Raw genomic sequence first — 19,893 nt, 5'->3', positions numbered from 1 at the left:
TCCTTGCGTTGGCGATTTCACCAGCAACGTATCGACCGCCTGGACGTTCCCCTCCGGCAAAGGCAACGGAGGGCACGAAGACAATGGCGCGCGTTCTGGTCGGAACTTCGGGCTGGCATTACGATTCCTGGCGCGGCCCGTTCTTCCCTGAAGGCGTGACGCTGAAGCAGCAGCTCAGCTACTACGCAGAACAGTTCGACACCACGGAGCTGAACGGCGTGTTCTATCGCACGCCGACGCCCGAAGCGGTGACGGGCTGGCGCGAGCAGACCGGCCGCGACTTCGTCTTCGCCTGGAAGGCGTCGAAATTCATCACGCACTGGAAGCGCCTGTCGGAGCGCTCCATCAACAGCCTCGAACTGCTGGAGGACCGCATCTCCAGGCTCGGCGGCAAGGCCGGGCCGATCCTGTTCCAGTTGCCGCCGCAATTCGAGGCGAACGCCGACCGCCTCGCATCCTTCTTCAAGCTGCTGTCGCGGAAACGGCGTTACAGTTTCGAATTCCGTCATCCGAGCTGGTATCAGCCGCGCATCCTGCGCATGCTGGCGGACGAGAACATCTCGCTCTGCCTGTCCGACCATCACGATGCGCCGGCGCCATGGAAGCGCACGGCGGATTTCGTCTATGTGCGCGGGCACGGCCCGAGCGGACGCTATCACGGGCACTACACCAAGGCCGCGCTGGCGCAATGGGCCAAGCGCATCAAATCCTGGAAGCGGCAGGGCTGCGACGTCTACGTCTATTTCGACAACGACCAGAAGAGCGCGGCACCGGCCGATGCGCTGGCGCTGAAGCAGTTGCTGTGACGCTAGACGATGCCGCCTCGCCGAAGCGCCGCGATCTCTGCTTCGTCATAACCGAGCTCGGCGAGGACAAGATTGGTATGCTCGCCGAGCGTCGGCGCACGGTGCGCGATTTCGCCCGGCGTCTCGGACAGCCGGACCGCGGCCCGTGTCACCGGCGCGGGCTTCGGCAGGCCGGGATAGTCGACATCCTGCATGAAGCCGGCGGCACGGATGTGCGGATGATCCAGCGCCTGTTGCGGTGAGAGCACGGGCCCGGTCGGAATCATCGCCTGGCCGAGCGTATCGACCGCCTCCTGCGTGGTGCGCTCGGCGCACCAGCGCGCCATCCGCTCGCTGATGACGGCGCCGTTGTTGCCGCGGCTGATATCGTCGGCAAAGCGCGGATCTTTCAGCCACACCTCCTCCTCGCCCATCAGCCGCGCCCAGCGCTTGAACAGCGGATGTCCGGTGACCTGACACAGCACCCAGCCGTCTTTGGTGCGGTAGATGTCGGCGGGAGCCGCGGTCTGGCCGAGATTGCCTGTCGGCACGCGATTGACTTTGATGATTGCCTGCTCGATCAGCGTGGCGTTGGTGAAGGACAAGGCGGTTGCGAGCAGCGCGCCCTCGACGACCTGCCCGCGTCCGGATTTGCCGCGCTCGATCAGGGCTGCGAGCGTGCCGAACGCGCAATGCAGCGCCGTGCCGAAATCGACCCAGTTCACCGCGGCGCGATAGGGCGGATCGCCAGCGCCCGTCATGTACACCGATCCCGACATGACCTGCCCGACACCGTCGAAGCCGACGCGGTCGGACCAGGGCCCCGGCCCGCCGAACGCGGTCGCCGTGGTCAGGATGATGTCGGGCTTGATCGCCTTCAAGGATTCGTAGTCGAGCTTCATCGCGCGCAAGGTCTGCGGCGGCAGATTGGCGACGACGACGTCCGCGGTCGCGATCAGGCGGCGCATCACCTCCTGCCCTTCAGGCTTCATCGGGTCGAGCGTGACGCACTTCTTGTTGCGGTTGACCTGGAGAAACAGCGCGCCTTCGCCGTTTTCGCCGACCGGCGCCACGAAGCGATCCTCGCTGCCCTCGCGCTTCTCGATGCGAATAACCTCGGCGCCGAATTCGGCCAGCAGCGTCGCGCAATAGGGCCCAGCGATATAGCGCCCGAAATCGAGCACACGCACGCCCTCCAAGACTCCTCCCATCGATCCCTTCCCTGTTGTTTGTTGCAGATTACAGGGAAAGGCTGCCAGGGCAAGCTGGGGAGCGGAAATGCACATGCGACTTTCATCATCGCATCGGAGCGTGGGTATTCCCATTCAGCCAAATGCTGACGACGGTCTGATGGTTGACTCCCGACGCATCCTGCGTCGCGGGGCCGCAGCTCATTCCGCTCGAGACTTTGCTCCAGCACAAACTCCCGCCCGTCGCGATCTTCCACCTGAAAGCAAGGAAATTTTTCGGAGGAAGTCCCGTGATCATCACAAACAAGTCGCTCATATTGGCAGTCCTCGCACTCGGCGTCGCCATGGGGCCGCCCGCTCTCGCCGCGGGTCCGCACGCGCATGACAAACCAGCGGCCGCAGTCCAGCTCCGGTTAGACCATGGCAAGAAATGGCCGACGGATGACGTCTTGCGCCGAGGCATGGATGACATCAGTCTCGCGATGAGACAATCGCTGGCCCCCATTCACAGCAATGTGTTCACGCCTGCGCAATACGAGGCTCTGGCGACGCGAATCCAGGCGCGGGTCGATGACGTGGTGGGAAACTGCAAGCTGCCCGAACAGGCCGACCAGCAACTCCACCTTGTCCTCGAGCAAATCATCGACGGCGCGGCCAAGATGAAGACTGGGACCGGCCGCGATCAAGGAGCCATCAAGATCGTGCGCGCGCTTGCTCAATACGGTGCGTATTTTGATCATGCCGGCTGGCGACCGCCGGAACATTGAGATCTCGTGGCGACGGCTGCCGCCGCCATCGCTGCGGAGCCAAGTTCCTCGGCCTACGGCCCGACTATCGCCTATGCAGCGACGGCCTCGTAGATATCCTCCTCCTGGGCCGTGTGCATGCGCACCAGCGTTTCGATCGCCTCGATCACGCGCTGGGCATCTCGAATGAGGTAGCGGTCGATCTTCTCTGACGGCAGATCCTCCGCGATCCGGGCGAGTAGCCGCGCAAGATGCAATATCTCGCGATGCGCACGGCTCATCGCAGCGAGCCCGTGGCGGTCGCGCAGCACTTCCGTGAGCTTCGGATAGACGCTGTCTTCATCCTCGCGTTCGTGCATCACGACGCTACTCTGGACCAGTCGGTGGGCCTCACCAATCAAACCAGCAACGGATTCGGGCACCGCATCGTCCAACGCGTCGACGATCTGGCGCAAGCGGTCTAGGTCCTTGAGCAGCGCCTGATGATCGTGATGCAGCGTCAACCCCTGCTCCGCGGTGAGGCGCGGACCACTCCTGACGAGGGGCGGATTGAGGGCTCGCAGCGCGTTCAGGATGACGGCAACATCGATCACCTCCTGAACGATCGCGGCGGGGACGGGATCGAGCCAGCCGAGACTGGCGGCGACCATCGCCGCTAATGACAATCCCATCCCGACAAAGATGCTTTGCAGCGCAATGCGCCGCGCGCGTTGCGCAATGACGATCGCTTCGCCGACCCGATCCAGCCGATCCGTGAGAATCACCACATCCGCCGCCTCGGAGGAGGCGCTTGCACCGCGCGCGCCGAGCGCGACCCCGGTGTCAGCCACGGCCAGCGCCGGGGCGTCATTGATGCCGTCGCCGACCATGATGGTCGGATGCAGCCGCTGTTCGCTACGCACCGCTTCGACTTTGTCCGAGGGAACGCGATCGGCCAGCACCGCATCGAGATCGAGCGCCGCTCCAACAGCCTGAGCAGCTGCGGCGCGATCACCCGTCACCATCACCATCCGCGCGATGCCGGCATCGCGCAGCAGCCGGATCGCCCGCGGCGTATCGGCTCGCAATTCATCTGCCAGCAGCAACGCGCCGACGAGACGGCCGTCCACCGCGACAAAGACGATCAGCGCCGACCGCCACGAGGCACGTCGAATCGCCCGCAACTCCCATGGCGAGAGCTCGGCGTGCGAGACAAGCATCTCTGGCGAGCCCGCGATAACTCGGCGTCCGTCGATCTGGCCGCTGAGGCCGGCCCCCATGGTCTCCTTGACATGTTCCGGCGGCTTCAGCTTGAGCCCTTGGGCGAGAGCCGCAGCGACGACAGCCTTCGCAAGCACGTGATGCGAAGCCTGCTCGAGGGACGCCCCGAGCGTGAGGACCTCATCCGGATTCTCGCCCGGCGCAACTTCTACGGACAGCAACCGCGCCCCGCCCACGGTCAGAGTACCGGTCTTGTCGAACAGCACGGTGTGCGCACGGGCCAACGCCTCCAGCGCCCTCCCGCCTTTGACCAGGATGCCGCGGCGGGCCGCTTGCGCCACCCCGGCGATGAAGGCGACGGGCGCGGCCAGAATCAGGGGACACGGCGTTGCCGCCACCAGCACGGCAAGGCTGCGGGTCACGTCACCGGAGATATGCCATGCCACATAGGAGATAACGAGTGTCACCGGCAGAAAGATCAGCGCATACCGGTCTGCCAACCGCACAAAGGGAGCTCTCGCTGTTTGCGCCGCAGTCACCATGCGCACGATGCCCGCGTAGGTACTCTCGCTGGCCGGCGCGGTCACGGTCACCTGGAAGGTCTCACCGGCGTTCAGAGAACCAGAAAGAACCGCGCTTCCGCGCGTCTTCTCCACCGGAATCGGTTCGCCGGTGACCGCGGACTCGTCGATCGTGGCGAAGGCCGACGCAACGACACCGTCGACCGGCACGATCTCGCCGGCATGCACCAGAAGCTCTTCGCCGATGCCGACTTCCTCGATCGGAATGTCCTCGATCCGCTCACTGGATTTGCGGTGGACCTGCCGCGGCGCCCGATCAACCAGGGATCGAAGATCATGCTCCGCCCGTGCGACCGCGATCTCCTCCAGGATGTTGCCACCGGAATACATCAGCGCGACCACAGCCCCGGCGAGCGGCTGTCCGAGCGCCAACGCCGCGCTCATCGACAGCAATGCGATCGCGTCCACTCCGACACGGCCTCTCAGCAGATCCTGGACGATCGAGACCGCCAATCCTGCAATGACGGGCCCCGTGCCGAGCGCCCAGGCGACATCGGCCAGGTCAGGCCGGCCTGCGGCTCGCGCGACAATACCCGCGCTCAATCCAGCGATTGCGATCGCAACCAAAGCCCATCGCAAGACCCGATCAAACGACATGGCTTGGCGCGCCCGTCCTTCGGTTTCCGCTCGCTATTTCTGCGGGAGGGAGCTCTTGCTCTTGTGCATGAACGTCATCATCTCTTCGAAAGTGAGTTTCCCGTCCTTGTCGCGATCCATCGCCTTGAAGATTCGTTCGTGAGCGACTTGAAACTCGGGCAAGGAGACGGTGCCGTCACCATCGGCATCCATCAGCGCGAAGATGATGCGGAAGACGACCGGCGGCTCCATGGCGTCACCGCCTGCCCCGCCTTGCCCCTTCATTCCTTGTCCCATCATTCCGCGCCCCATCATTCCCATCATATCTCCACCGCGCATCGGACTCTGCCGCTCGGCGGATGGGCTTGCAGGAGAATTCGACTGCGGCGACGCCGGCGCCTGCTCCTGCTCCTGTCCGGGATGATGGCCCTGGTGGTCCGCCGGCGATTGAGCCCAAGCCGGCTGGCCCAGGGTGACGACCAGCAACGCTGCAGCAATGGTTCGACCTAGCATGGTGCTTCCTCCGGCCTTGGTGTGGGGCCTAAGAAAGTGTCGAACTTCACCGAGTTTACCTTGAGCCAAGTCAAGAAAGCGGCTTCTGCCCCGATGGCTTTTCGGCGCGACTGACCCTCGGCGCCGAATTCAGCCGGCGAGATCGCGCAAAAAGGACCTGCCGCCGGCGCTGCCGGCGGCCTTCGTGCGACCTCCTCTCTCGCGAGGCGGAATTCCCGTGACCTAGCCGCCGCCCCTGCGGGCGCAGCCGATGGCCTCCGTCAGCACCTTGCGGTCGCCGATGTGATTGGCGAGCAACAGGATCAGCCGGGCATTCATGCGCAGCGCCTGCTCCTCGTCGAGATCGCGCTGGCTGTTGATCAACTCGGCGTAGAAGTCGTCGGGATCGGCGATGTTCGGTGACAAATTGAGCATCATGCCGCAAGCTCCGTCCGGTCGGCGATGTCATGGCCCGAGGCGCGCAGCATCGCCTCGGTGATCTTGGCCTCGTCGAATCCGCTCCAGCGCGCCGCGACATATTGATCGGGGCGGAACAAATAGGTGGTCCCGGGCGAAGCGCCGTAGCGCTGCGCAAGGAGACCTTTGGGATCCTCGATGTCGCGGCCGACGAGAATGAGTTTTGCCGCGAACGGCCCCACCGCGATCTCGATCTTGTCACTCACGTTGCCGAAGGCCACGACCGTGAAGCCGTCGCCGAGACAATGCAGGAACCAGGCGGGCTTGCCATCCACCGCAATCGGCGCATCCGCCGCATTCGTGCCGGGGCGCATGCCGCCCGGCACTGCGTCGTGGTCGGGGGTGTTGAGCGCCGACGTCACATAAGGGGTCGGGGTCGAGAGCCGGCCGCTGTTGACCAGCGGTCGCGCAAAGCCGTGATGCCGGGCGAGCTCCAGCACGGCGTCACGGAAATAACGGCTCGGTTTCGTCTTCGGGGTGATGAAGTCGGTGGCCCGCGTCGAGTTCAGGATGTTATCGTCCGCGGCATAGGCACGCTCCTCGTGATAGCTGTCGAGAAGGGCTTCCGAGGCCTCGCCGCGCAGCACCATCGCGAGCTTCCAGGCGAGATTGTCGATGTCCTGGACGCCGGTATTGGCGCCGCGTGCGCCGAACGGGGAGACCTGATGCGCGGCGTCGCCGGCGAACAGCACCCTACCTTGCCGGAAATTATCGATGCGCCGGCAGGCAAACTGATAGATCGAGACCCATTCGAGCACGAACTCGGTGTCCTCGCCGAGCATGGCGCGGATGCGCGGGATCACCCGCTCGGGCCGCTTTTCCTCCTCCGGATTGGCCTCCCAGCCGAGCTGGAAGTCGATCCGCCAGATATTGTCCGCCTGCCGGTGCAGCAGAACGGACTGGCCGGGATGGAACGGCGGATCGAACCAGAACCAGCGCTCGGTCGGGAAATCCGCCTTCATGGCGACGTCGGCGATCAGGAAGCGGTCCTGGAAGAACTGTCCGGTGAACTCGGCGCCCACCATCTTGCGCGCATCGGAGTTGGCTCCGTCACATGCGATCACCCATTGCGCCTCCATGGTGAAGATGCCGTCCGGCGTTTCCACCGCGAGCGTCGCATAATCGGCGGCCTGCTTGAGGCTGATGAGACGGTGCTTCCAGCGCAGCTCGATCAGCGGATTGGCCCTGCACTGGGCGACCAGCATCTCCTCCAGATGATATTGCTGCAGGTTGATCATGGCCGGCCATTGGTGATCGGCCTCGGGCAGGAGATCGAACTGGTAGGACAGCTGGCCCTGGAAGAACACCTTCCCGACATTCCAGCTGACGCCGCGCTCGACCATGGGCGCCGCGCAACCGAGGCGGTCCCATATCTCGAGCGGACGCTTGGCGTAGCAGACCGCGCGCGAGCCGATCGAGACGGTGTCGTTGTCGTCGAGCACCATGACCGGCTGGCCACGTGCTGCGCAGTCGAGCGCCGCGGTCAGGCCGATGGGACCTGCGCCGATCACCACGATCGGATGCCGCTTCACGATTCCCTCGGCCTGCTCCTGGGAACGCCGATAGCCGAACTTCGGATAAATATAGCTCGTCATGTTCGCTTCCTGATGCACGGCCAAGGATCAATGCGCGTCCGCGAATTCCTTCTCGTGCATCCAGGCGGTGTGGCGCGGCGGACGCTTGGTGCGCGACCATTCCTCGACCATCTCGTGCGCAACCGACTTCATGCGATCGATCTGCTCGGGCGTGGCGGTCCAGGCCGCGATCTCCAGGCGATGGCCGCTGGGGTCGCGGAAATAGATCGACTTGAAGATGGTGTGGTCTGTGACGCCGACGACGTCGAGACCGGCCGCCTCCGCGCGCGCCTTGGCCTCTTCGAGTTCGGCGAGGTCCTTGACCTGAAAGGCGATGTGCTGAGTCCAGTCCGGCGTGTTGGGATCGCGGCCCATCGGCGGCGAGTTCGGCAGCTCGAAAAAGGCGAGGATGTTGCCGTTCCCGGCATCGAGGAAGATGTGCATGTAGGGATCCGGCGCCTTGGTCGACGGCACCCGGTCCTCGGCGATGGCGCCGACAAGGTCCATGTTCATGACCTTCTTGTAGAACTCGACGGTGGCCTTGGCGTCGACGCAGCGATAGGCGACGTGATGGATCTTCTCGATCTTCATGATTTCGCTCCCTGGATTTGCGGTTGCGAAATTGGTATCAGATGTTACTATTTTCTGGATTTGATCTGGATCAAGTGGCTCGGAAGAATCTGCCATGTGGACGGGTGGGGCGGAAACGGCGTGATGGGACGTTCGGGCGAAGCGCGAGACCGGGAAACGGCCGGGCGCGGCACGGCGCAGGATGGTGGCGAGCTCGAGCTGCAGCAATATTTTCCGTACCGGCTGGCTCGCCTGGCCGAGCAGGTGTCGCTGGCGGTGGCCGAGGTCTATTCCGAGCGTTTTGCGCTGACGCGGCAGGAATGGCGCGTGCTTGCGATCCTCGGTGTACGCCCGGAAATTGCGACCAAGGAGATCGGTCCGCTGACGACGCTGGACAAGATGCAGGTCAGCCGCGCCGTCCAGGGACTGGAATCGCGCGGCATCGCGAGCCGTAAGCATCATGCCGGCGATCGCCGCGAGCTGATCGTCGCACTGACCCCGGCGGGCCGCGCCCTCTATCGCAAGATCGTGCCTTTCGCGCTGGCACGGGAGGCGGAGCTGCTCGGCGTGCTGACCGCCGAAGAGGCAAAAGTGCTCGATCGGGTGATGCACAAGCTGTCGGCAGCGTTGAGCTAGCTGGATCGTCTAGATCGTGGTGATGAACCTTTCCTTCGCGACCTGGAGCCTTCCGCAGCACGCGTCTCGGCAGGGATGAGGTGCCCAAGGGGCAATTGCGAGGTTTGCTTCAGGCGATCGAGAACGATGGATGAGCGCACATGCGCAACGCTGTCGTGCGGCAGAAACACCTCGTTGAGAAGCCGCGAGAGCGCCTTCAAGTCGGTGATCGTCGCCTTGATGAGGTAATCCGCTTCGCCTGTGAGCGCATACGCCTCCTGCACCTCCTCCAGGCTCTCGATCAGCTTGAGGAAGCGCCTCGAATTGTCCGGCGAGTGTGTTGCAAGCGTCACCTGCACGAAGACGACAATGCCGAGTCCGAGCGCTTCACGGTCGAGATGAGCGTGGTAGCTCGCAATCGCGCCGGCATCTTCGAGCGCGGCGCGGCGGCGCGAGCATTGCGATGCCGACAAACCGACGACGTCGGCCAGTTCGAAATTCGACAGACGTCCATCGGATTGAAGCGCCTGCAGCAATTTGACGTCGAACTGATCCATGCATGATCCTTGCGCCTAGATGCGGATCTCTGCATGTTTCACGCACTACCAGGCTTTGTCGAGCGGATTTTGCGGAGATCGTGCAGTCGGCCGGCAGTATATTTCCTGTCAGATCAGATACCATTCCAGGAGCTCGACATGGGTCCCTTCCCTCACGATGCCCCACCCGCCACGATTTCGGCAGCCAATCCGGCCGGCACCGATGGCTTCGAGTTCGTCGAGTTCGCCCATCCGGAGCCGCAGAAGCTCGCCAGGCTCTTCGAGCAGATGGGCTACACGGAGGTCGCCCGACACAAGACCAAGGACATCTCCCTTTGGCGTCAGGGCAAGATCAATTACGTCCTGAACCGGGAGCCGAACTCCCATGCAGCGCGCTTCGTCGGAGAACACGGACCTTGCGCGCCGGCGATGGCTTGGCGCGTCGTTGACGCCAAACACGCCCTGAAGCGCGTCCTGCAGCTCGGCGGCACCGAGTATACCGGCAACGACAAGTCGCTCGACGTGCCGGCCGTGGTCGGCATCGGCGGATCCCTGCTTTACCTGGTCGAGACCTATGGCGCGAAGGGCTCGCCCTACTCCGCCGAATATGACTGGACCGGTGAGGTCGATCCAACCCCGCAAGGCGTCGGGTTCTACTATCTCGATCACCTCACGCATAACGTCATGCGCGGCAACATGGACACCTGGTACAAGTTCTACAGCCAGACGTTCAATTTCCGCGAGATCCGCTACTTCGACATTTCGGGCAAGCTGACCGGCCTGACCTCGCGCGCCCTGACGTCTCCCTGCGGCAAGATTCGAATCCCGATCAACGAAAGCGCGGACGACAAGAGCCAGATCGAGGAATATCTGCGCCAGTACAACGGCGAGGGCATCCAGCACATCGCCGTTGGCACCGACGACATCTATGCAGCGACCGATGCCATCGCCGGTCGCGGGCTCGAGTTCATGCCGGGCCCGCCCTCGATCTACTACGACAAATCGTTCGACCGCGTGAAGGGCCACACCGAGCCGCTCGATCGCATGCGCAAACACGGCATCCTGATCGACGGCGAGGGTGTCGTGAATGGCGGGCTGACCCGCATCCTGCTTCAGATCTTCTCCAAGACCGTGATCGGCCCGATCTTCTTCGAGTTCATCCAGAGGAAGGGAGATGACGGCTTTGGCGAGGGCAACTTCAAGGCCCTGTTCGAGAGCATCGAGGCCGATCAGATTGAGCGCGGCGTGCTCAAGGCATCTTGAGGGAGGCAGCGATACCCGGCGCATGGAAGAGCTATCGCGGCGCGCCGGCCGAGGGAACCATCCTGTGTAGCGCCAGTGACATTGGCGAAGGCAGCTTCAAATCGATCAAATCCGGCCCAGCGGATTTTCCGATCCTGATCGTCAGATCGGCGGGCACCCTCGCGGCCTATGTCAACGCGTGTCCGCACCAGTACCTGCCGCTCGATCATCGCGGTGACCATTTGCTGAGCGCGGACGGCACGGTCCTTCGGTGCACCAATCACAGCGCCGGCTTTCGCGTTCAAGATGGCGCCGGCGTCGAAGGACTGGGCTTGAATTGCGCCCTCGATGCCATTCCGATCGCCGTGGACGACAACGGCCGAATCCGCGTGCATGCCGCATCAGCGGCCTGATCAAGCAAGATCCCATCGCTGGCCCTGGCGGCCGACGAATATCATGCCTCATCTGCAACCGTATTGCGGAGCACGCCAATGCCCTCCGCTTCCACCTCGACGACGTCGCCGGGCTTCAGCCAGATCGGCGGATCGAAGCGTGCGCCGGCTCCCGTCGGCGTGCCTGTGACGATGACGTCGCCGGGAACCAAGGTCGTGAACGTCGAGATGTAGTTGATGATCTTGCGGAAGGAGAAGATCATCCGGCTGGTGCGGTCCTGCTGGCGGACTTCGCCGTTGACGCGCGTCTCCAGTTTGATGTCGGAAAGCTGGCTCTCGTCGGTATAGGGGATGAGCCAGGGTCCCATCGAACCGGTCGCGTCGAAGTTCTTGCCCTGCGTCACGTTGAACTTGGCGTGCCTGACCCAATCGCGGATCGTGCCCTCGTTGCAGAGCGATAGCGCGGCGATGTGGCCCAGCGCCTCGGCTTTCGCAATCCTGCGACCGCCCTTGCCGATCACGATGACGATTTCGCCTTCGTAATCGAGCTGCGGACTCTCCGGGGGACGCAGCAGAGCCTGTTCATGGCCGGTGAACGAGCGCGGAAAGCGGATGAAGAGCGAGGGATTCGAGGGGGCCGCCTGCCCGTCCTTGTATTCCTCGTTGCGGTCGGGAAAGTTGACGCCGACGCAGATGATCTTTTCCGGTGCCGGCACCGGAATCTCATAGCGGATGTCTTCGACCAGAAAATCCGGCGCTAGCGCGGCGCTCGCCTCGGCCAGCGACAGCAGCGCGCCGTCCTCGATCACCTGGCGCAAGGTGGGCCAGCGCTTGCCGTGACGTCCGGACAGATCGACCACGCCACTTTCCAGCAACAAGCCGTAGCCGAGCGAACCGTTGCGGTTGAAACTGATGAACCTCGGACGAGACATGCGTGGGCCTTCCTTGTTGGCTGGGGCCCCGACCCGATCAGGGGGCGATGATCGGCTGGGCCGCCAGTTCGGCGTCGCGCGGCTGGATTCCGGCGAACAGGCTGCCATGCTCGAACCAGGATTTCGGCGCGGGCGCCCCCCATAGCGTCTGACGCTGCGGATCTTTCAGGTCCCATTTGATCGGCTCGAGATCGGGATCGACCGTCTGGTAATCCGAGCAGTAGATTTCGATCCGATGGCCATCCGGATCGAGGATATAAAGGAAGAAGGCATTCGAGATGCCGTGGCGGCCCGGACCACGTTCGATGTTGGAAACCCATCCGGTAGTCGCCATGAGGTCAAGAAGATCGATGATGTTGAGCGGAGTCGGCACCCAGAATGCCGTGTGGTGCAGGCGCGGGCCGCGGCCATTGGTGAACGCCAAGTCGTGAACGCCGCCTTTGCGGTGGGTCCAGGCTGCCCATAAGCGTCCGGTCTCCTCGTCCTCCGTGTACTCCGTCACGCGGAAGCCGATCTCGTTGTAGAAAGCGACGGATTCGTCGACGTTCGGCGAGAAGCAATTGAAGTGGTCGATGCGGAGCGGCTTCACACCCTTGTAAAGAGCGTACTTCTGATGGATCGGCGGCAACCGGTCCATCTTCGAATAGAACTCGAGCGGAATGCCGTGCGGATCGCGGGTGCGGAACGTGCGCGACTGATAGGGACGCTCCACCCATTCGACCGGCAATTCCTTGCTCTTGAAGAATTGGGCCGCTTTGTCGAGGTCCTGTTCGCCGAACACCTTGAAGCCGAGATCGCGGGCCTCGATCTTGTCGGACTTCTTCAGCACGATGCAATGGTGGCCGCGCTCTTCCATCGCCCGAAGATAGATTGCATCGGGGCTCTCGTCCGTCACCTGCAGACCGAGCGTGTCGACATAGAACGCGCGGGACTTGCCAAGGTCGCTCACGCCAAATTCGACGTGACTGAGACGCACGATATTGAATGGCGGATAAAGGTTGGGCGTCGGCAATGCCATGATGTCCTCCTTGGTTTGCTGCGGACCGCTTAGCCGCCCAATTTCTGGATCTTGTGCGCGGTGGTGGCGAACGCGACGTTCTTCGTCTCCATATAGAAATCGAACGACCAATCCCCGCCGTCGCGTCCAATGCCCGAGCTCTTCACGCCGCCAAAGGGCGTCGGCAGGTGGCGAACATTCTCCGAATTGACCCAGATCATTCCGGCTTGCAGCCGGTCGGTGAAGCGGAAGGCACGCGTGACGTCGGCAGTCCAGAGATAGCCGGTGAGGCCATACTGAACGTCGTTGGCGAGCGCGAGCGCCTCCGCCTCGTCGTTGAATGGAATCGCCGTCAGGACGGGGCCGAAGATTTCCTCCTGTGCGATGCGCATTTGGTTGTTGGCGCCGGTAAAGAGCGTCGGGGCGACGTAGCAGCCGCCGCCGGGACCATCGACCTTGCGGCCGCCGGTGGCAATCGTCGCGCCCTCCGATCTGCCGATCTCGACGTAATCCAGGACCTTCTTCTCGTGCACCGGATGGATCAACGGTCCGATGACGGTCTCGGGATCGAGCGGATGCCCCACTTTTATCCGGCCGGCCTTCTCGGCGACCGTCGCGGTGAATTTGTCGTAGATGCTCGCCTCGACGAGAAGACGCGAGGAGGAGGTGCAGCGTTCACCGTTGAGAGAGTAGATCATGAACAAAGCTGCGTCCGCGGCGCGATCGAGGTCGGCATCCGCGAACACGATCACCGGGTTTTTGCCGCCCAGTTCGAAATGAACGCGCTTCAGCGTATCGGCGCCCTGCTTCATGATCATCGAGCCGGTGCGGCTTTCTCCGACGAATCCGATCGCCTTGACGAGCGGGTGCTCGGTCAGCGCCTTGCCGGCGTCTTCGCCAAAACCGTTGACGAGATTCCAGACGCCTTTGGGCAGACCGGCCTCTTCCGCGATCTCGACCAGCAGACGCGCAGTCAGCGGCGAGAATTCGGCCGGCTTGTGAACGATGGTGCAGCCGGCCGCGAGCGCCGGCGCGATCTTCCACGTCGACAACATGAAGGGCGTATTCCAGGGCGTGATGATGCCCACCGGGCCGATCGGCACGCGGGTGGTCATGTTCACCTGGCCATCCGTCCGAAGCGACTTGCCATCGCGCGCCTCGGGGGCGCGGTCGGCAAAGAAGCGAAAATTCTCGGCTCCCCGCAGCGCCGCCTTGGCCATGAATTTGAGGGACTGCCCGGTATCCATGCATTCGACGAAGGCGATTTCTTCGGCGCGGGCGACGATGGCGTCGGCAACCCGGTGCAAGAGCGCTTTCCGGGCCTCCCCGGATGTCTCGGCCCATTGCGCAAAGGCCGCGTGCGCGGCCTTTGCGGCCCGATCAATGTCGGCCGCCTTTCCGTGCGACACCTTAGCGAGCGGCTTCAGATCGACCGGAGAGATCGTTTCGAAGACCGCACCGTCTGCGGCCGGAACGTCTTCGCCGCCGATCCGATTGAGCACCCCATGCTGCGTGAACCGGGCGAGGTAGCGTTCCGCCTTGGCGATGTTTTCCGCAAGCTTGGACATCACGGTTCACTCCCTCGTTCGAGCCGCTTGCGAGCGGCAGCATTTTACTTAACATGTTAAGTATTCCGGCCGCTGTCAAGGAGTTTTGCCTCGAGGCAGGCGCAAGCTGACTGAATAAGCCCCGCGGCCAGGCGGGAGCCCCCGCCTGCACGACCGAAGCGGCCACAATCGCCGGAGCGGCGCGTGAACGTGATTGTCAGCTTGAACATTGGCTGGGGCGGGAGGGATCGAACCTCCGAATGGCGGAATCAAAATCAGTTTGATTTTCCAATGATTTCAAAGCGCGTTTGGAAAAATAGCCGAATTCGGCCGCTAGTAACATCAATTGCTTAGCAAGCATTTCCAAATGATGAAGCTCCTCTCCCAGTGAGGATAGGGTCCGAACGCCACCGGGGGTTGCGCGCGTGGCAGCGGGTTACTGGCGGTAGATCGATGCATCCAAGGCGCGGGGGGTTCGTGCGCCATCATTGCGGTCTAATATGATCGCGAGCAGGCTCAAATCCCGGAGACGTAATCACCGATACCGACTTCCAGTCTAGGTCGCGATTAACCGAGGGGCCCCGCGCCCCTTCGCGTCCGACGTCAGGCGGGTTTTCTCGGGTGTGGGTATCAAGCCGCCATCAACTTGGAAACCCTGCTCCTCGCCAGCACCTGCGTTGAAAACATTCACAGTCGAGTTCCTGGAACAATCCTGTCGCGAGCCTATTGGCTCACTGACACAATCACTTTTGGAGAAATGCTATTATGAAAACCTTCGCAATCACTCTGGCAGCCGCCGCAAGTACGCTTATTGTGACCGCCGCTTCAGCCGCCCCACTTTCCGCCAGCGTTTCGATTGCGCCGGAGAGCAACATTCAAAACGTTCGCATGGTCTGCAATGAAGATGGTCGCTGCTGGCGCGAACGCGGCGAACGCCATGTTATCATGCGCGACGGGCGCGATGCTTACGGATATGCTCCTCGCGAGCGTTACATCGAGCGGCGCGGCTATGACGACCGTGCCGGCGTCGGCTTCCGCGCTCCCGGCGTGAGCGTCGGAATCGGGACCGACCGCTACTGAGGGACGAAAGGATATCTATGAATGGCCGCGGAGTACTCCGCGGCCATTTTCATTGAGGCCATCTTCAAATGGCATAGATCGAACGCTTCACTCGGCGTCTGACGCGCAGTCTCGGTTAAACTTTGCCGCTACCCCTCGTGGCCAGTGGAGAGTATTCAGATGGCCAGGTCGAAGCACATCGAGCAGTTTCGCCGATCAAGTGAAGTCCAGAAGCACGATCGGTTCAAAAATTTGCGGGGACCAGGTCGTAAGAGCCCCTGCTGCCGCGGACGTACACCTTGGCAGCGGCGGCGCATATCAAGTCGCGATTGGAATCGAACGCGCGCAGAAAACCCGACTCGTCGTAACCGATATCTGGTTGAATTCGCTTCAGCGCATTTTCGTTGATGAAAAACGATGCCTCAATAGCGCTGTCGTGTCCCCAAAATCGTACGGCACGCCGCGTGCGGTCATATGACCGGCTATGGTTCGGAAACTCGATCATGTTGTCGGGGCCGATCAGTTGTCGGAGCACGAGACCTCCGTGCCGGCTGCACGCGATTTGCGTCGCGGCATATTCGATGGCGATAGCCGATCCTGTCTCCGACGCACTCGCGTGCAACCGGTCGATACGCTGACAAGATGTGCGGTAGCCAAAGCTTGGCGCGAACGGAGGGAGTTTGGAGCGATCCGGTTGCGCCACCTTCCAAATGGCTATGCTGGAAGCGGATTACAACCCCGCTCGATCCTGTCGCAGCAAATAGTTGCGCCTGGCCTCGTTATTCTGCGGATCGGCACTATATCCTAGACATCACCGCCCGCCCCTCGGCTGTTATCGGTGACTGAGAGCATTGTGCTCCCGCCGCGACCTAGAGGCGGTTACTATGTCAAATATCTCCAAATTCAGCGTTCGCGAGTGGCTGGTGCCTCCGGTACTGCTGCCGATCTTCTTCGTGTTGCTGATCGCTGCTGCGATGCTCATTCAATGGTAACCCCCCACGGCGAGCCAGCGCAGTCGGCTCAAGCCGACAGCTCATTGCTGCCAGCCAAGCGAGTCCAATCGTCGTTAGCTTGCAGGCTGAACATCCGGGCGGCAGACGCCCTGGATAGAGCCCACAAGATGCCGCCGGGAGACGAGCGTGCGGATGCGATGAAAATGGCTACGATCCTGGAGAACGCCGCTGAAATGCTCGAACATTTCAGCGGCAGGGTCGGCGTGCCAGCAAAATGACGGTTGAGAGCTATGTTCTTCCCGCGCTCCACCGTTCAGGCCGAAACTCGGAGATCTAGGAAAACAGCACCTGGGCATGGATCGTAGGGGCACCGAGATGCTTGTCTCAGATCAATCGCTTGTTTCAGTCGCACCCGTTTTCCCGTGGATGCCCATCCGATGGTGCCCGATCTTTCACGCAGTCCGGCCGTCGTTCTCGTCGTAGAGGACGAGATGATGCTCCGCATGCGCGCGGTCGACATGGTGGAAGACGCCGGTTACACGCCGCTTGAAGCTCTGGATACCGACGAAGCCGTCGCAATCCTGGAATCCAGGTCCGACATCGCGCTCATGTGCACCGACATTCAGTTGCCCGGCAGCATGGACGGCCTAGGTCTTGCGCATACCGTGCATAACCGTTGGCCGGCGATCAAGATCATCCTGGTGTCGGGACAATTGAACCCATCGAGCATCGATCTTCCCCCCTGCAGCAGATTTTTTGGCAAACCACTCCAAGCCTGGCAAATCATAGCTGAGTTACGCAGCATGATTGGCCACGCCTGAATCTCGTCGTTCTTGGCGCCGGATGCCGCCAGAGGGAATGCTCGGCCGAAATCAAGTGCGGTACCCAGCCCAAGGTGATACAGTTGCAAATGCTTGAAGTTGATCTCCGTACGGACAAGCGCCCCGGCGGCGCAGAATTCCACCAGGACTTTCTGGCGGCGGAGAATGTCAGCCTGCGGCTACTCCTGGCGCAGGCTGAGATCAATACGAGGAGCCTGCTTGCCAAGGCCGGTATCGATGCCAAAGAACGCGAGGCATCCGACAAGCTGCAGAAGCTGATCCTCGAAGAGCTGCATCACCGCATCAAGAACACGCTCGCGACCGTCGCCGCAATCGTCTCCCAGAGCCTGCGCAACCTGCAGGGGGTTGAGCACGCGCAGCGCGCCATCGAGGGCCGGCTCTTGGCACTCGGCCGGGCGCACGATCTCCTTCTGCAGGCAAAATGGTCCAGCGCCGATCTTGGCACGGTCGTTCGCAGCGCCATCGAAGCCTTCGACAATCCCGACGAATCGAAATTCTCGATCACGGGACCCGATATCCGGATGGCGTCGGGTGCCGTCATCGCCGTCGCGATGACGCTCAACGAGCTTTGCACGAATACCACCAAGTTTGGCGCCCTGTCGGTCCCGGAGGGACGCGTCGACATCATCTGGACGGTGGACCAAGCGACACAACGCTTGCACCTCACCTGGACCGAAAAGAATGGCCCGATCGTCCAGCCGCCCGCAAGGCGCAGCTTCGGAACACGGCTGATCGAAACGCTCGGCAAGCAGTTGCGGGGCGACGTGCATTTTACCTATGCGTCGACGGGGTTCTCGTACACGTTCGATGCGCCGATAGCCGCACTGAGCACCCCGGCCACATAGCTGGTGCGCGACGTATCGCGTGAGTGGACTCCCTTTTCGGGCTTCGGGCCCCTAGGTCTTGAGCGATTTTACTTGTTCATCTGCCGTCAGCCGGCAGACGAGTTCGCAATTGGAGCATTCGAAAGTTCGCAGGTCGGGATGGCCGTGGTCCGATTCGATCCGGGTCAGCGTCATGCGGCCTTGGCACTTCGGACAGCGCGGTCTTGCGATCGGAATAAGCGAGGGCTCGGGGCGTGCGAAGATTTCGGGCATGTGATGCTCCTTTGCGGGGTCGTCACCTGTAGTCGTGAAGCGAATCGGACGGCAAAGCACCAAGATCGCGCACCACCTGACCGGCCGCTGATCAATATTGCTCACATTTTCGGAGAAGTGATTGCAAGATCGGTAAAGAGGTCCGGCCCGCATTCGCGGCATTCGTAGACCGTGCAGCCTCGTTCAACCCGCGTGCTTTCAAGCGCTGGCTCTGACTGAGCAATATTGCTCAGCAAGACATCCGGATGCGGATTAGCATTGGATCTGATCAACGCATGTCGTGCGATAGCACCGCGTCGCTTATCGGCGCGGTGCTCGGTGTCATTGGTTACCTCGTGCCGAACCCGGGCTCGTCGTGATCATTTCGGTCGTCGATAATGTCGCGGCCTTGGCTTTGGCGGGTCCACTCCGAAAGCAGCTAGAGATGGTTCAACATCCACCGGAAACCCGCGCGCTGGCAGCGCTGCTCGCCCGGTATCGCCAACCCGATGACGCGCGAGGCATTTTCGAGCTGGTGATCACGGCAGTACCCTTTTCTATCATCTGGGCTCTGATGCTCGTCGGCGTTGTCCGCGGCCATGGGATTGGCCTGCTGCTGGCCGTGCCCGCGGCAGGCCTGCTCGTTCGTCTCTTCATGATCCAGCATGACTGCGGCCATGGGTCTTTCTTTCGCAGTCGGCTTGCAAACGATTGGATCGGCCGAGCCATCGGCATTTTCACTTTAACTCCCTACGATTATTGGCGGCGCAACCATGCGCGACATCACGCGAGTTCTGGCAATCTCGATCATAGAGGTTCGGGCGACATCGACACATTGACCGTGAGCGAGTTTGCCGCTCAGTCTCGATGGCGCCAGATTCTCTATCGCCTGTACCGGCATCCGATCGTCATGTTTGGCGTGGGCCCGACATATCTGTTCATCTTGCGGCATCGATTGCCGATTGGGATGATGCGTAACGGCTGGCAGCCCTGGCTGAGCACAATGGGCACGAACGTCGCCATCGCGGTTCTGGTCGCCGGCATGATCCGACTGGTAGGCCTTGGGCCATTCCTGCTGGTGCATCTGCCGATCATGATTCTGGCTGCGTCGATCGGCGTCTGGCTGTTCTATGTTCAACACCAGTTCGAGAACACCTCATGGTCACGCGATGAAGCCTGGAGCTTTCACGAAGCTGCGCTCTATGGCAGTTCGCACTATCACTTGCCGTGGGTCTTGCGCTGGTTCACCGCGAACATCGGCGTCCACCACGTCCATCATCTATGCAGTCGAATTCCCTGCTATCGGCTGCCGGACGTGCTCCGGGATCATCCAGAACTCGCAAATGTGGGCCGAATCACCCTCGTCCAGAGCTTGCGATGTGTGCCGAAGGCCTTGTGGGACGAGAAGGAGCGACGGCTCATTTCGTTTCGGGACGCGGACATAAGGCTTGGTCGCGCGCCATAAGGGACGCAGAGCAATGGTTCCGTTGCGAGTCCTGGAATTCACCGCT

Annotated in this window: 21 protein-coding genes; 9 read left to right on the top strand and 12 right to left on the bottom strand. The window is 62.1% G+C overall.

What is annotated here, in order from left to right; genetic code table 11:
* The first annotated feature begins 83 nt into the window (after positions 1-83).
* Positions 84-806, top strand: coding sequence for a DUF72 domain-containing protein (locus UNPA324_RS24740; RefSeq protein ID WP_128916813.1), 723 nt, complete (start codon positions 84-86; stop codon positions 804-806).
* Between the two features lie 2 nt (positions 807-808).
* Here UNPA324_RS24740 and UNPA324_RS24735 read toward each other — a convergent pair whose 3' ends face one another.
* Positions 809-1,996, bottom strand: a complete 1,188-nt coding sequence (locus UNPA324_RS24735; RefSeq protein ID WP_141936418.1) for a CaiB/BaiF CoA transferase family protein — start codon at positions 1,994-1,996, stop codon at positions 809-811.
* Positions 1,997-2,265: 269 nt separating this feature from the next.
* On the opposite strand from UNPA324_RS24735, the gene UNPA324_RS24730 reads away from it, so the two are divergent.
* Positions 2,266-2,742: a hypothetical protein gene (locus UNPA324_RS24730; RefSeq protein WP_246667210.1), complete on the top strand. Its 477-nt coding sequence runs from the start codon at positions 2,266-2,268 to the stop codon at positions 2,740-2,742.
* Positions 2,743-2,813: 71 nt separating this feature from the next.
* On the opposite strand, the gene UNPA324_RS24725 is transcribed toward UNPA324_RS24730, so the two are convergent.
* The 5 genes from UNPA324_RS24725 to UNPA324_RS24705 all read right to left on the bottom strand — a co-directional run bounded on the left by UNPA324_RS24725 (position 2,814) and on the right by UNPA324_RS24705 (position 8,212).
* On the bottom strand, positions 2,814-5,099 hold the full coding sequence (locus UNPA324_RS24725; RefSeq protein WP_141936416.1) for a heavy metal translocating P-type ATPase: 2,286 nt from the start codon (positions 5,097-5,099) through the stop codon (positions 2,814-2,816).
* A gap of 33 nt (positions 5,100-5,132) precedes the next feature.
* Positions 5,133-5,564 carry an EF-hand domain-containing protein gene (locus UNPA324_RS24720; RefSeq protein WP_502705458.1) on the bottom strand — a complete coding sequence of 144 codons (432 nt, stop codon included), beginning with the start codon at positions 5,562-5,564 and terminating at the stop codon, positions 5,133-5,135.
* A gap of 249 nt (positions 5,565-5,813) precedes the next feature.
* Positions 5,814-6,008 (bottom strand): DUF2783 domain-containing protein, encoded by a 195-nt coding sequence (locus UNPA324_RS24715; RefSeq protein WP_100179269.1) that lies wholly within the window; start codon positions 6,006-6,008, stop codon positions 5,814-5,816.
* Positions 6,005-7,642 (bottom strand): FAD-dependent oxidoreductase, encoded by a 1,638-nt coding sequence (locus tag UNPA324_RS24710; protein WP_141936414.1) that lies wholly within the window; start codon positions 7,640-7,642, stop codon positions 6,005-6,007. The genes UNPA324_RS24715 and UNPA324_RS24710 overlap by 4 nt, the downstream gene beginning before the upstream one ends.
* A 27-nt stretch (positions 7,643-7,669) precedes the next feature.
* Entirely contained in the window at positions 7,670-8,212 is a 543-nt protein-coding gene (locus UNPA324_RS24705) for a VOC family protein (protein ID WP_141936412.1), read from the bottom strand.
* Positions 8,213-8,335: 123 nt separating this feature from the next.
* On the opposite strand from UNPA324_RS24705, the gene UNPA324_RS24700 reads away from it, so the two are divergent.
* Entirely contained in the window at positions 8,336-8,827 is a 492-nt protein-coding gene (locus tag UNPA324_RS24700; protein ID WP_164935941.1) for a MarR family winged helix-turn-helix transcriptional regulator, read from the top strand.
* Here the strand turns inward: UNPA324_RS24700 and UNPA324_RS24695 are convergent.
* Positions 8,824-9,363: an Lrp/AsnC family transcriptional regulator gene (locus UNPA324_RS24695; RefSeq protein WP_141936410.1), complete on the bottom strand. Its 540-nt coding sequence runs from the start codon at positions 9,361-9,363 to the stop codon at positions 8,824-8,826. The two genes, UNPA324_RS24700 and UNPA324_RS24695, sit on opposite strands and share 4 nt — an antisense overlap.
* Before the next feature lie 138 nt (positions 9,364-9,501).
* Between UNPA324_RS24695 and hppD the strand changes: the two genes are divergently transcribed.
* Positions 9,502-10,605, top strand: coding sequence for a 4-hydroxyphenylpyruvate dioxygenase (gene hppD / locus UNPA324_RS24690; RefSeq protein ID WP_141936408.1), 1,104 nt, complete (start codon positions 9,502-9,504; stop codon positions 10,603-10,605).
* Positions 10,602-10,997 (top strand): Rieske (2Fe-2S) protein, encoded by a 396-nt coding sequence (locus UNPA324_RS24685; RefSeq protein WP_210246767.1) that lies wholly within the window; start codon positions 10,602-10,604, stop codon positions 10,995-10,997. The genes hppD and UNPA324_RS24685 overlap by 4 nt, the downstream gene beginning before the upstream one ends.
* Positions 10,998-11,038: 41 nt before the next feature.
* Here UNPA324_RS24685 and UNPA324_RS24680 read toward each other — a convergent pair whose 3' ends face one another.
* The 3 genes from UNPA324_RS24680 to hpaE are packed head-to-tail and all read right to left on the bottom strand — an operon-like array spanning position 11,039 to position 14,473.
* Positions 11,039-11,908, bottom strand: coding sequence for a fumarylacetoacetate hydrolase family protein (locus UNPA324_RS24680; RefSeq protein WP_141936405.1), 870 nt, complete (start codon positions 11,906-11,908; stop codon positions 11,039-11,041).
* 37 nt (positions 11,909-11,945) lie between these two features.
* A complete protein-coding gene (gene hpaD, locus UNPA324_RS24675) occupies positions 11,946-12,926 on the bottom strand; it encodes a 3,4-dihydroxyphenylacetate 2,3-dioxygenase (protein WP_141936403.1) in 981 nt (326 codons plus the stop codon).
* A gap of 29 nt (positions 12,927-12,955) precedes the next feature.
* Complete coding sequence (gene hpaE / locus UNPA324_RS24670) at positions 12,956-14,473, bottom strand: 5-carboxymethyl-2-hydroxymuconate semialdehyde dehydrogenase (protein WP_141936401.1); 1,518 nt, start codon at positions 14,471-14,473, stop codon at positions 12,956-12,958.
* A 744-nt stretch (positions 14,474-15,217) separates the two neighbouring features.
* Between hpaE and UNPA324_RS24665 the strand changes: the two genes are divergently transcribed.
* Positions 15,218-15,532 carry a hypothetical protein gene (locus tag UNPA324_RS24665; RefSeq protein WP_141936399.1) on the top strand — a complete coding sequence of 105 codons (315 nt, stop codon included), beginning with the start codon at positions 15,218-15,220 and terminating at the stop codon, positions 15,530-15,532.
* 223 nt (positions 15,533-15,755) lie between these two features.
* On the opposite strand, the gene UNPA324_RS24660 is transcribed toward UNPA324_RS24665, so the two are convergent.
* Positions 15,756-16,046, bottom strand: coding sequence for a DUF1488 family protein (locus tag UNPA324_RS24660; RefSeq protein WP_232208627.1), 291 nt, complete (start codon positions 16,044-16,046; stop codon positions 15,756-15,758).
* 855 nt (positions 16,047-16,901) lie between these two features.
* Here UNPA324_RS24660 and UNPA324_RS24655 point away from each other — a divergent pair.
* The gene (locus UNPA324_RS24655) at positions 16,902-17,285 is read left to right on the top strand and encodes a response regulator (protein ID WP_141936397.1); all 384 of its coding nucleotides are present in this window, start codon (positions 16,902-16,904) and stop codon (positions 17,283-17,285) included.
* An 89-nt stretch (positions 17,286-17,374) separates the two neighbouring features.
* A complete protein-coding gene (locus UNPA324_RS24650; protein ID WP_141936395.1) occupies positions 17,375-18,151 on the top strand; it encodes a sensor histidine kinase in 777 nt (258 codons plus the stop codon).
* A 51-nt stretch (positions 18,152-18,202) separates the two neighbouring features.
* On the opposite strand, the gene UNPA324_RS24645 is transcribed toward UNPA324_RS24650, so the two are convergent.
* Complete coding sequence (locus UNPA324_RS24645; RefSeq protein WP_039153451.1) at positions 18,203-18,403, bottom strand: hypothetical protein; 201 nt, start codon at positions 18,401-18,403, stop codon at positions 18,203-18,205.
* A gap of 424 nt (positions 18,404-18,827) precedes the next feature.
* Between UNPA324_RS24645 and UNPA324_RS24640 the strand changes: the two genes are divergently transcribed.
* Positions 18,828-19,847 (top strand): fatty acid desaturase, encoded by a 1,020-nt coding sequence (locus UNPA324_RS24640; protein WP_141939005.1) that lies wholly within the window; start codon positions 18,828-18,830, stop codon positions 19,845-19,847.
* The last annotated feature ends 46 nt before the right edge of the window (positions 19,848-19,893 follow it).

Source organism: Bradyrhizobium sp. UNPA324 (assembly GCF_006658635.1).
Lineage (GTDB): Bacteria > Pseudomonadota > Alphaproteobacteria > Rhizobiales > Xanthobacteraceae > Bradyrhizobium > Bradyrhizobium nanningense.
This window is presented reverse-complemented; position numbering and strand designations above follow the sequence as displayed.

Coding starts and splice junctions, on each gene's coding strand:
- UNPA324_RS24740 (WP_128916813.1), top strand. CDS start 84: ATGGCGCGCGTTCTGGTCGGAACTTCGGGCTGGCATTACGATTCCTGG.
- UNPA324_RS24735 (WP_141936418.1), bottom strand. CDS start 1,996: ATGGGAGGAGTCTTGGAGGGCGTGCGTGTGCTCGATTTCGGGCGCTAT.
- UNPA324_RS24725 (WP_141936416.1), bottom strand. CDS start 5,099: ATGTCGTTTGATCGGGTCTTGCGATGGGCTTTGGTTGCGATCGCAATC.
- UNPA324_RS24715 (WP_100179269.1), bottom strand. CDS start 6,008: ATGATGCTCAATTTGTCACCGAACATCGCCGATCCCGACGACTTCTAC.
- UNPA324_RS24710 (WP_141936414.1), bottom strand. CDS start 7,642: ATGACGAGCTATATTTATCCGAAGTTCGGCTATCGGCGTTCCCAGGAG.
- UNPA324_RS24705 (WP_141936412.1), bottom strand. CDS start 8,212: ATGAAGATCGAGAAGATCCATCACGTCGCCTATCGCTGCGTCGACGCC.
- UNPA324_RS24700 (WP_164935941.1), top strand. CDS start 8,336: ATGGGACGTTCGGGCGAAGCGCGAGACCGGGAAACGGCCGGGCGCGGC.
- UNPA324_RS24695 (WP_141936410.1), bottom strand. CDS start 9,363: ATGGATCAGTTCGACGTCAAATTGCTGCAGGCGCTTCAATCCGATGGA.
- hppD (WP_141936408.1), top strand. CDS start 9,502: ATGGGTCCCTTCCCTCACGATGCCCCACCCGCCACGATTTCGGCAGCC.
- UNPA324_RS24680 (WP_141936405.1), bottom strand. CDS start 11,908: ATGTCTCGTCCGAGGTTCATCAGTTTCAACCGCAACGGTTCGCTCGGC.
- hpaD (WP_141936403.1), bottom strand. CDS start 12,926: ATGGCATTGCCGACGCCCAACCTTTATCCGCCATTCAATATCGTGCGT.
- hpaE (WP_141936401.1), bottom strand. CDS start 14,473: ATGTCCAAGCTTGCGGAAAACATCGCCAAGGCGGAACGCTACCTCGCC.
- UNPA324_RS24665 (WP_141936399.1), top strand. CDS start 15,218: ATGAAAACCTTCGCAATCACTCTGGCAGCCGCCGCAAGTACGCTTATT.
- UNPA324_RS24655 (WP_141936397.1), top strand. CDS start 16,902: ATGGTGCCCGATCTTTCACGCAGTCCGGCCGTCGTTCTCGTCGTAGAG.
- UNPA324_RS24650 (WP_141936395.1), top strand. CDS start 17,375: ATGCTTGAAGTTGATCTCCGTACGGACAAGCGCCCCGGCGGCGCAGAA.
- UNPA324_RS24645 (WP_039153451.1), bottom strand. CDS start 18,403: ATGCCCGAAATCTTCGCACGCCCCGAGCCCTCGCTTATTCCGATCGCA.
- UNPA324_RS24640 (WP_141939005.1), top strand. CDS start 18,828: ATGGTTCAACATCCACCGGAAACCCGCGCGCTGGCAGCGCTGCTCGCC.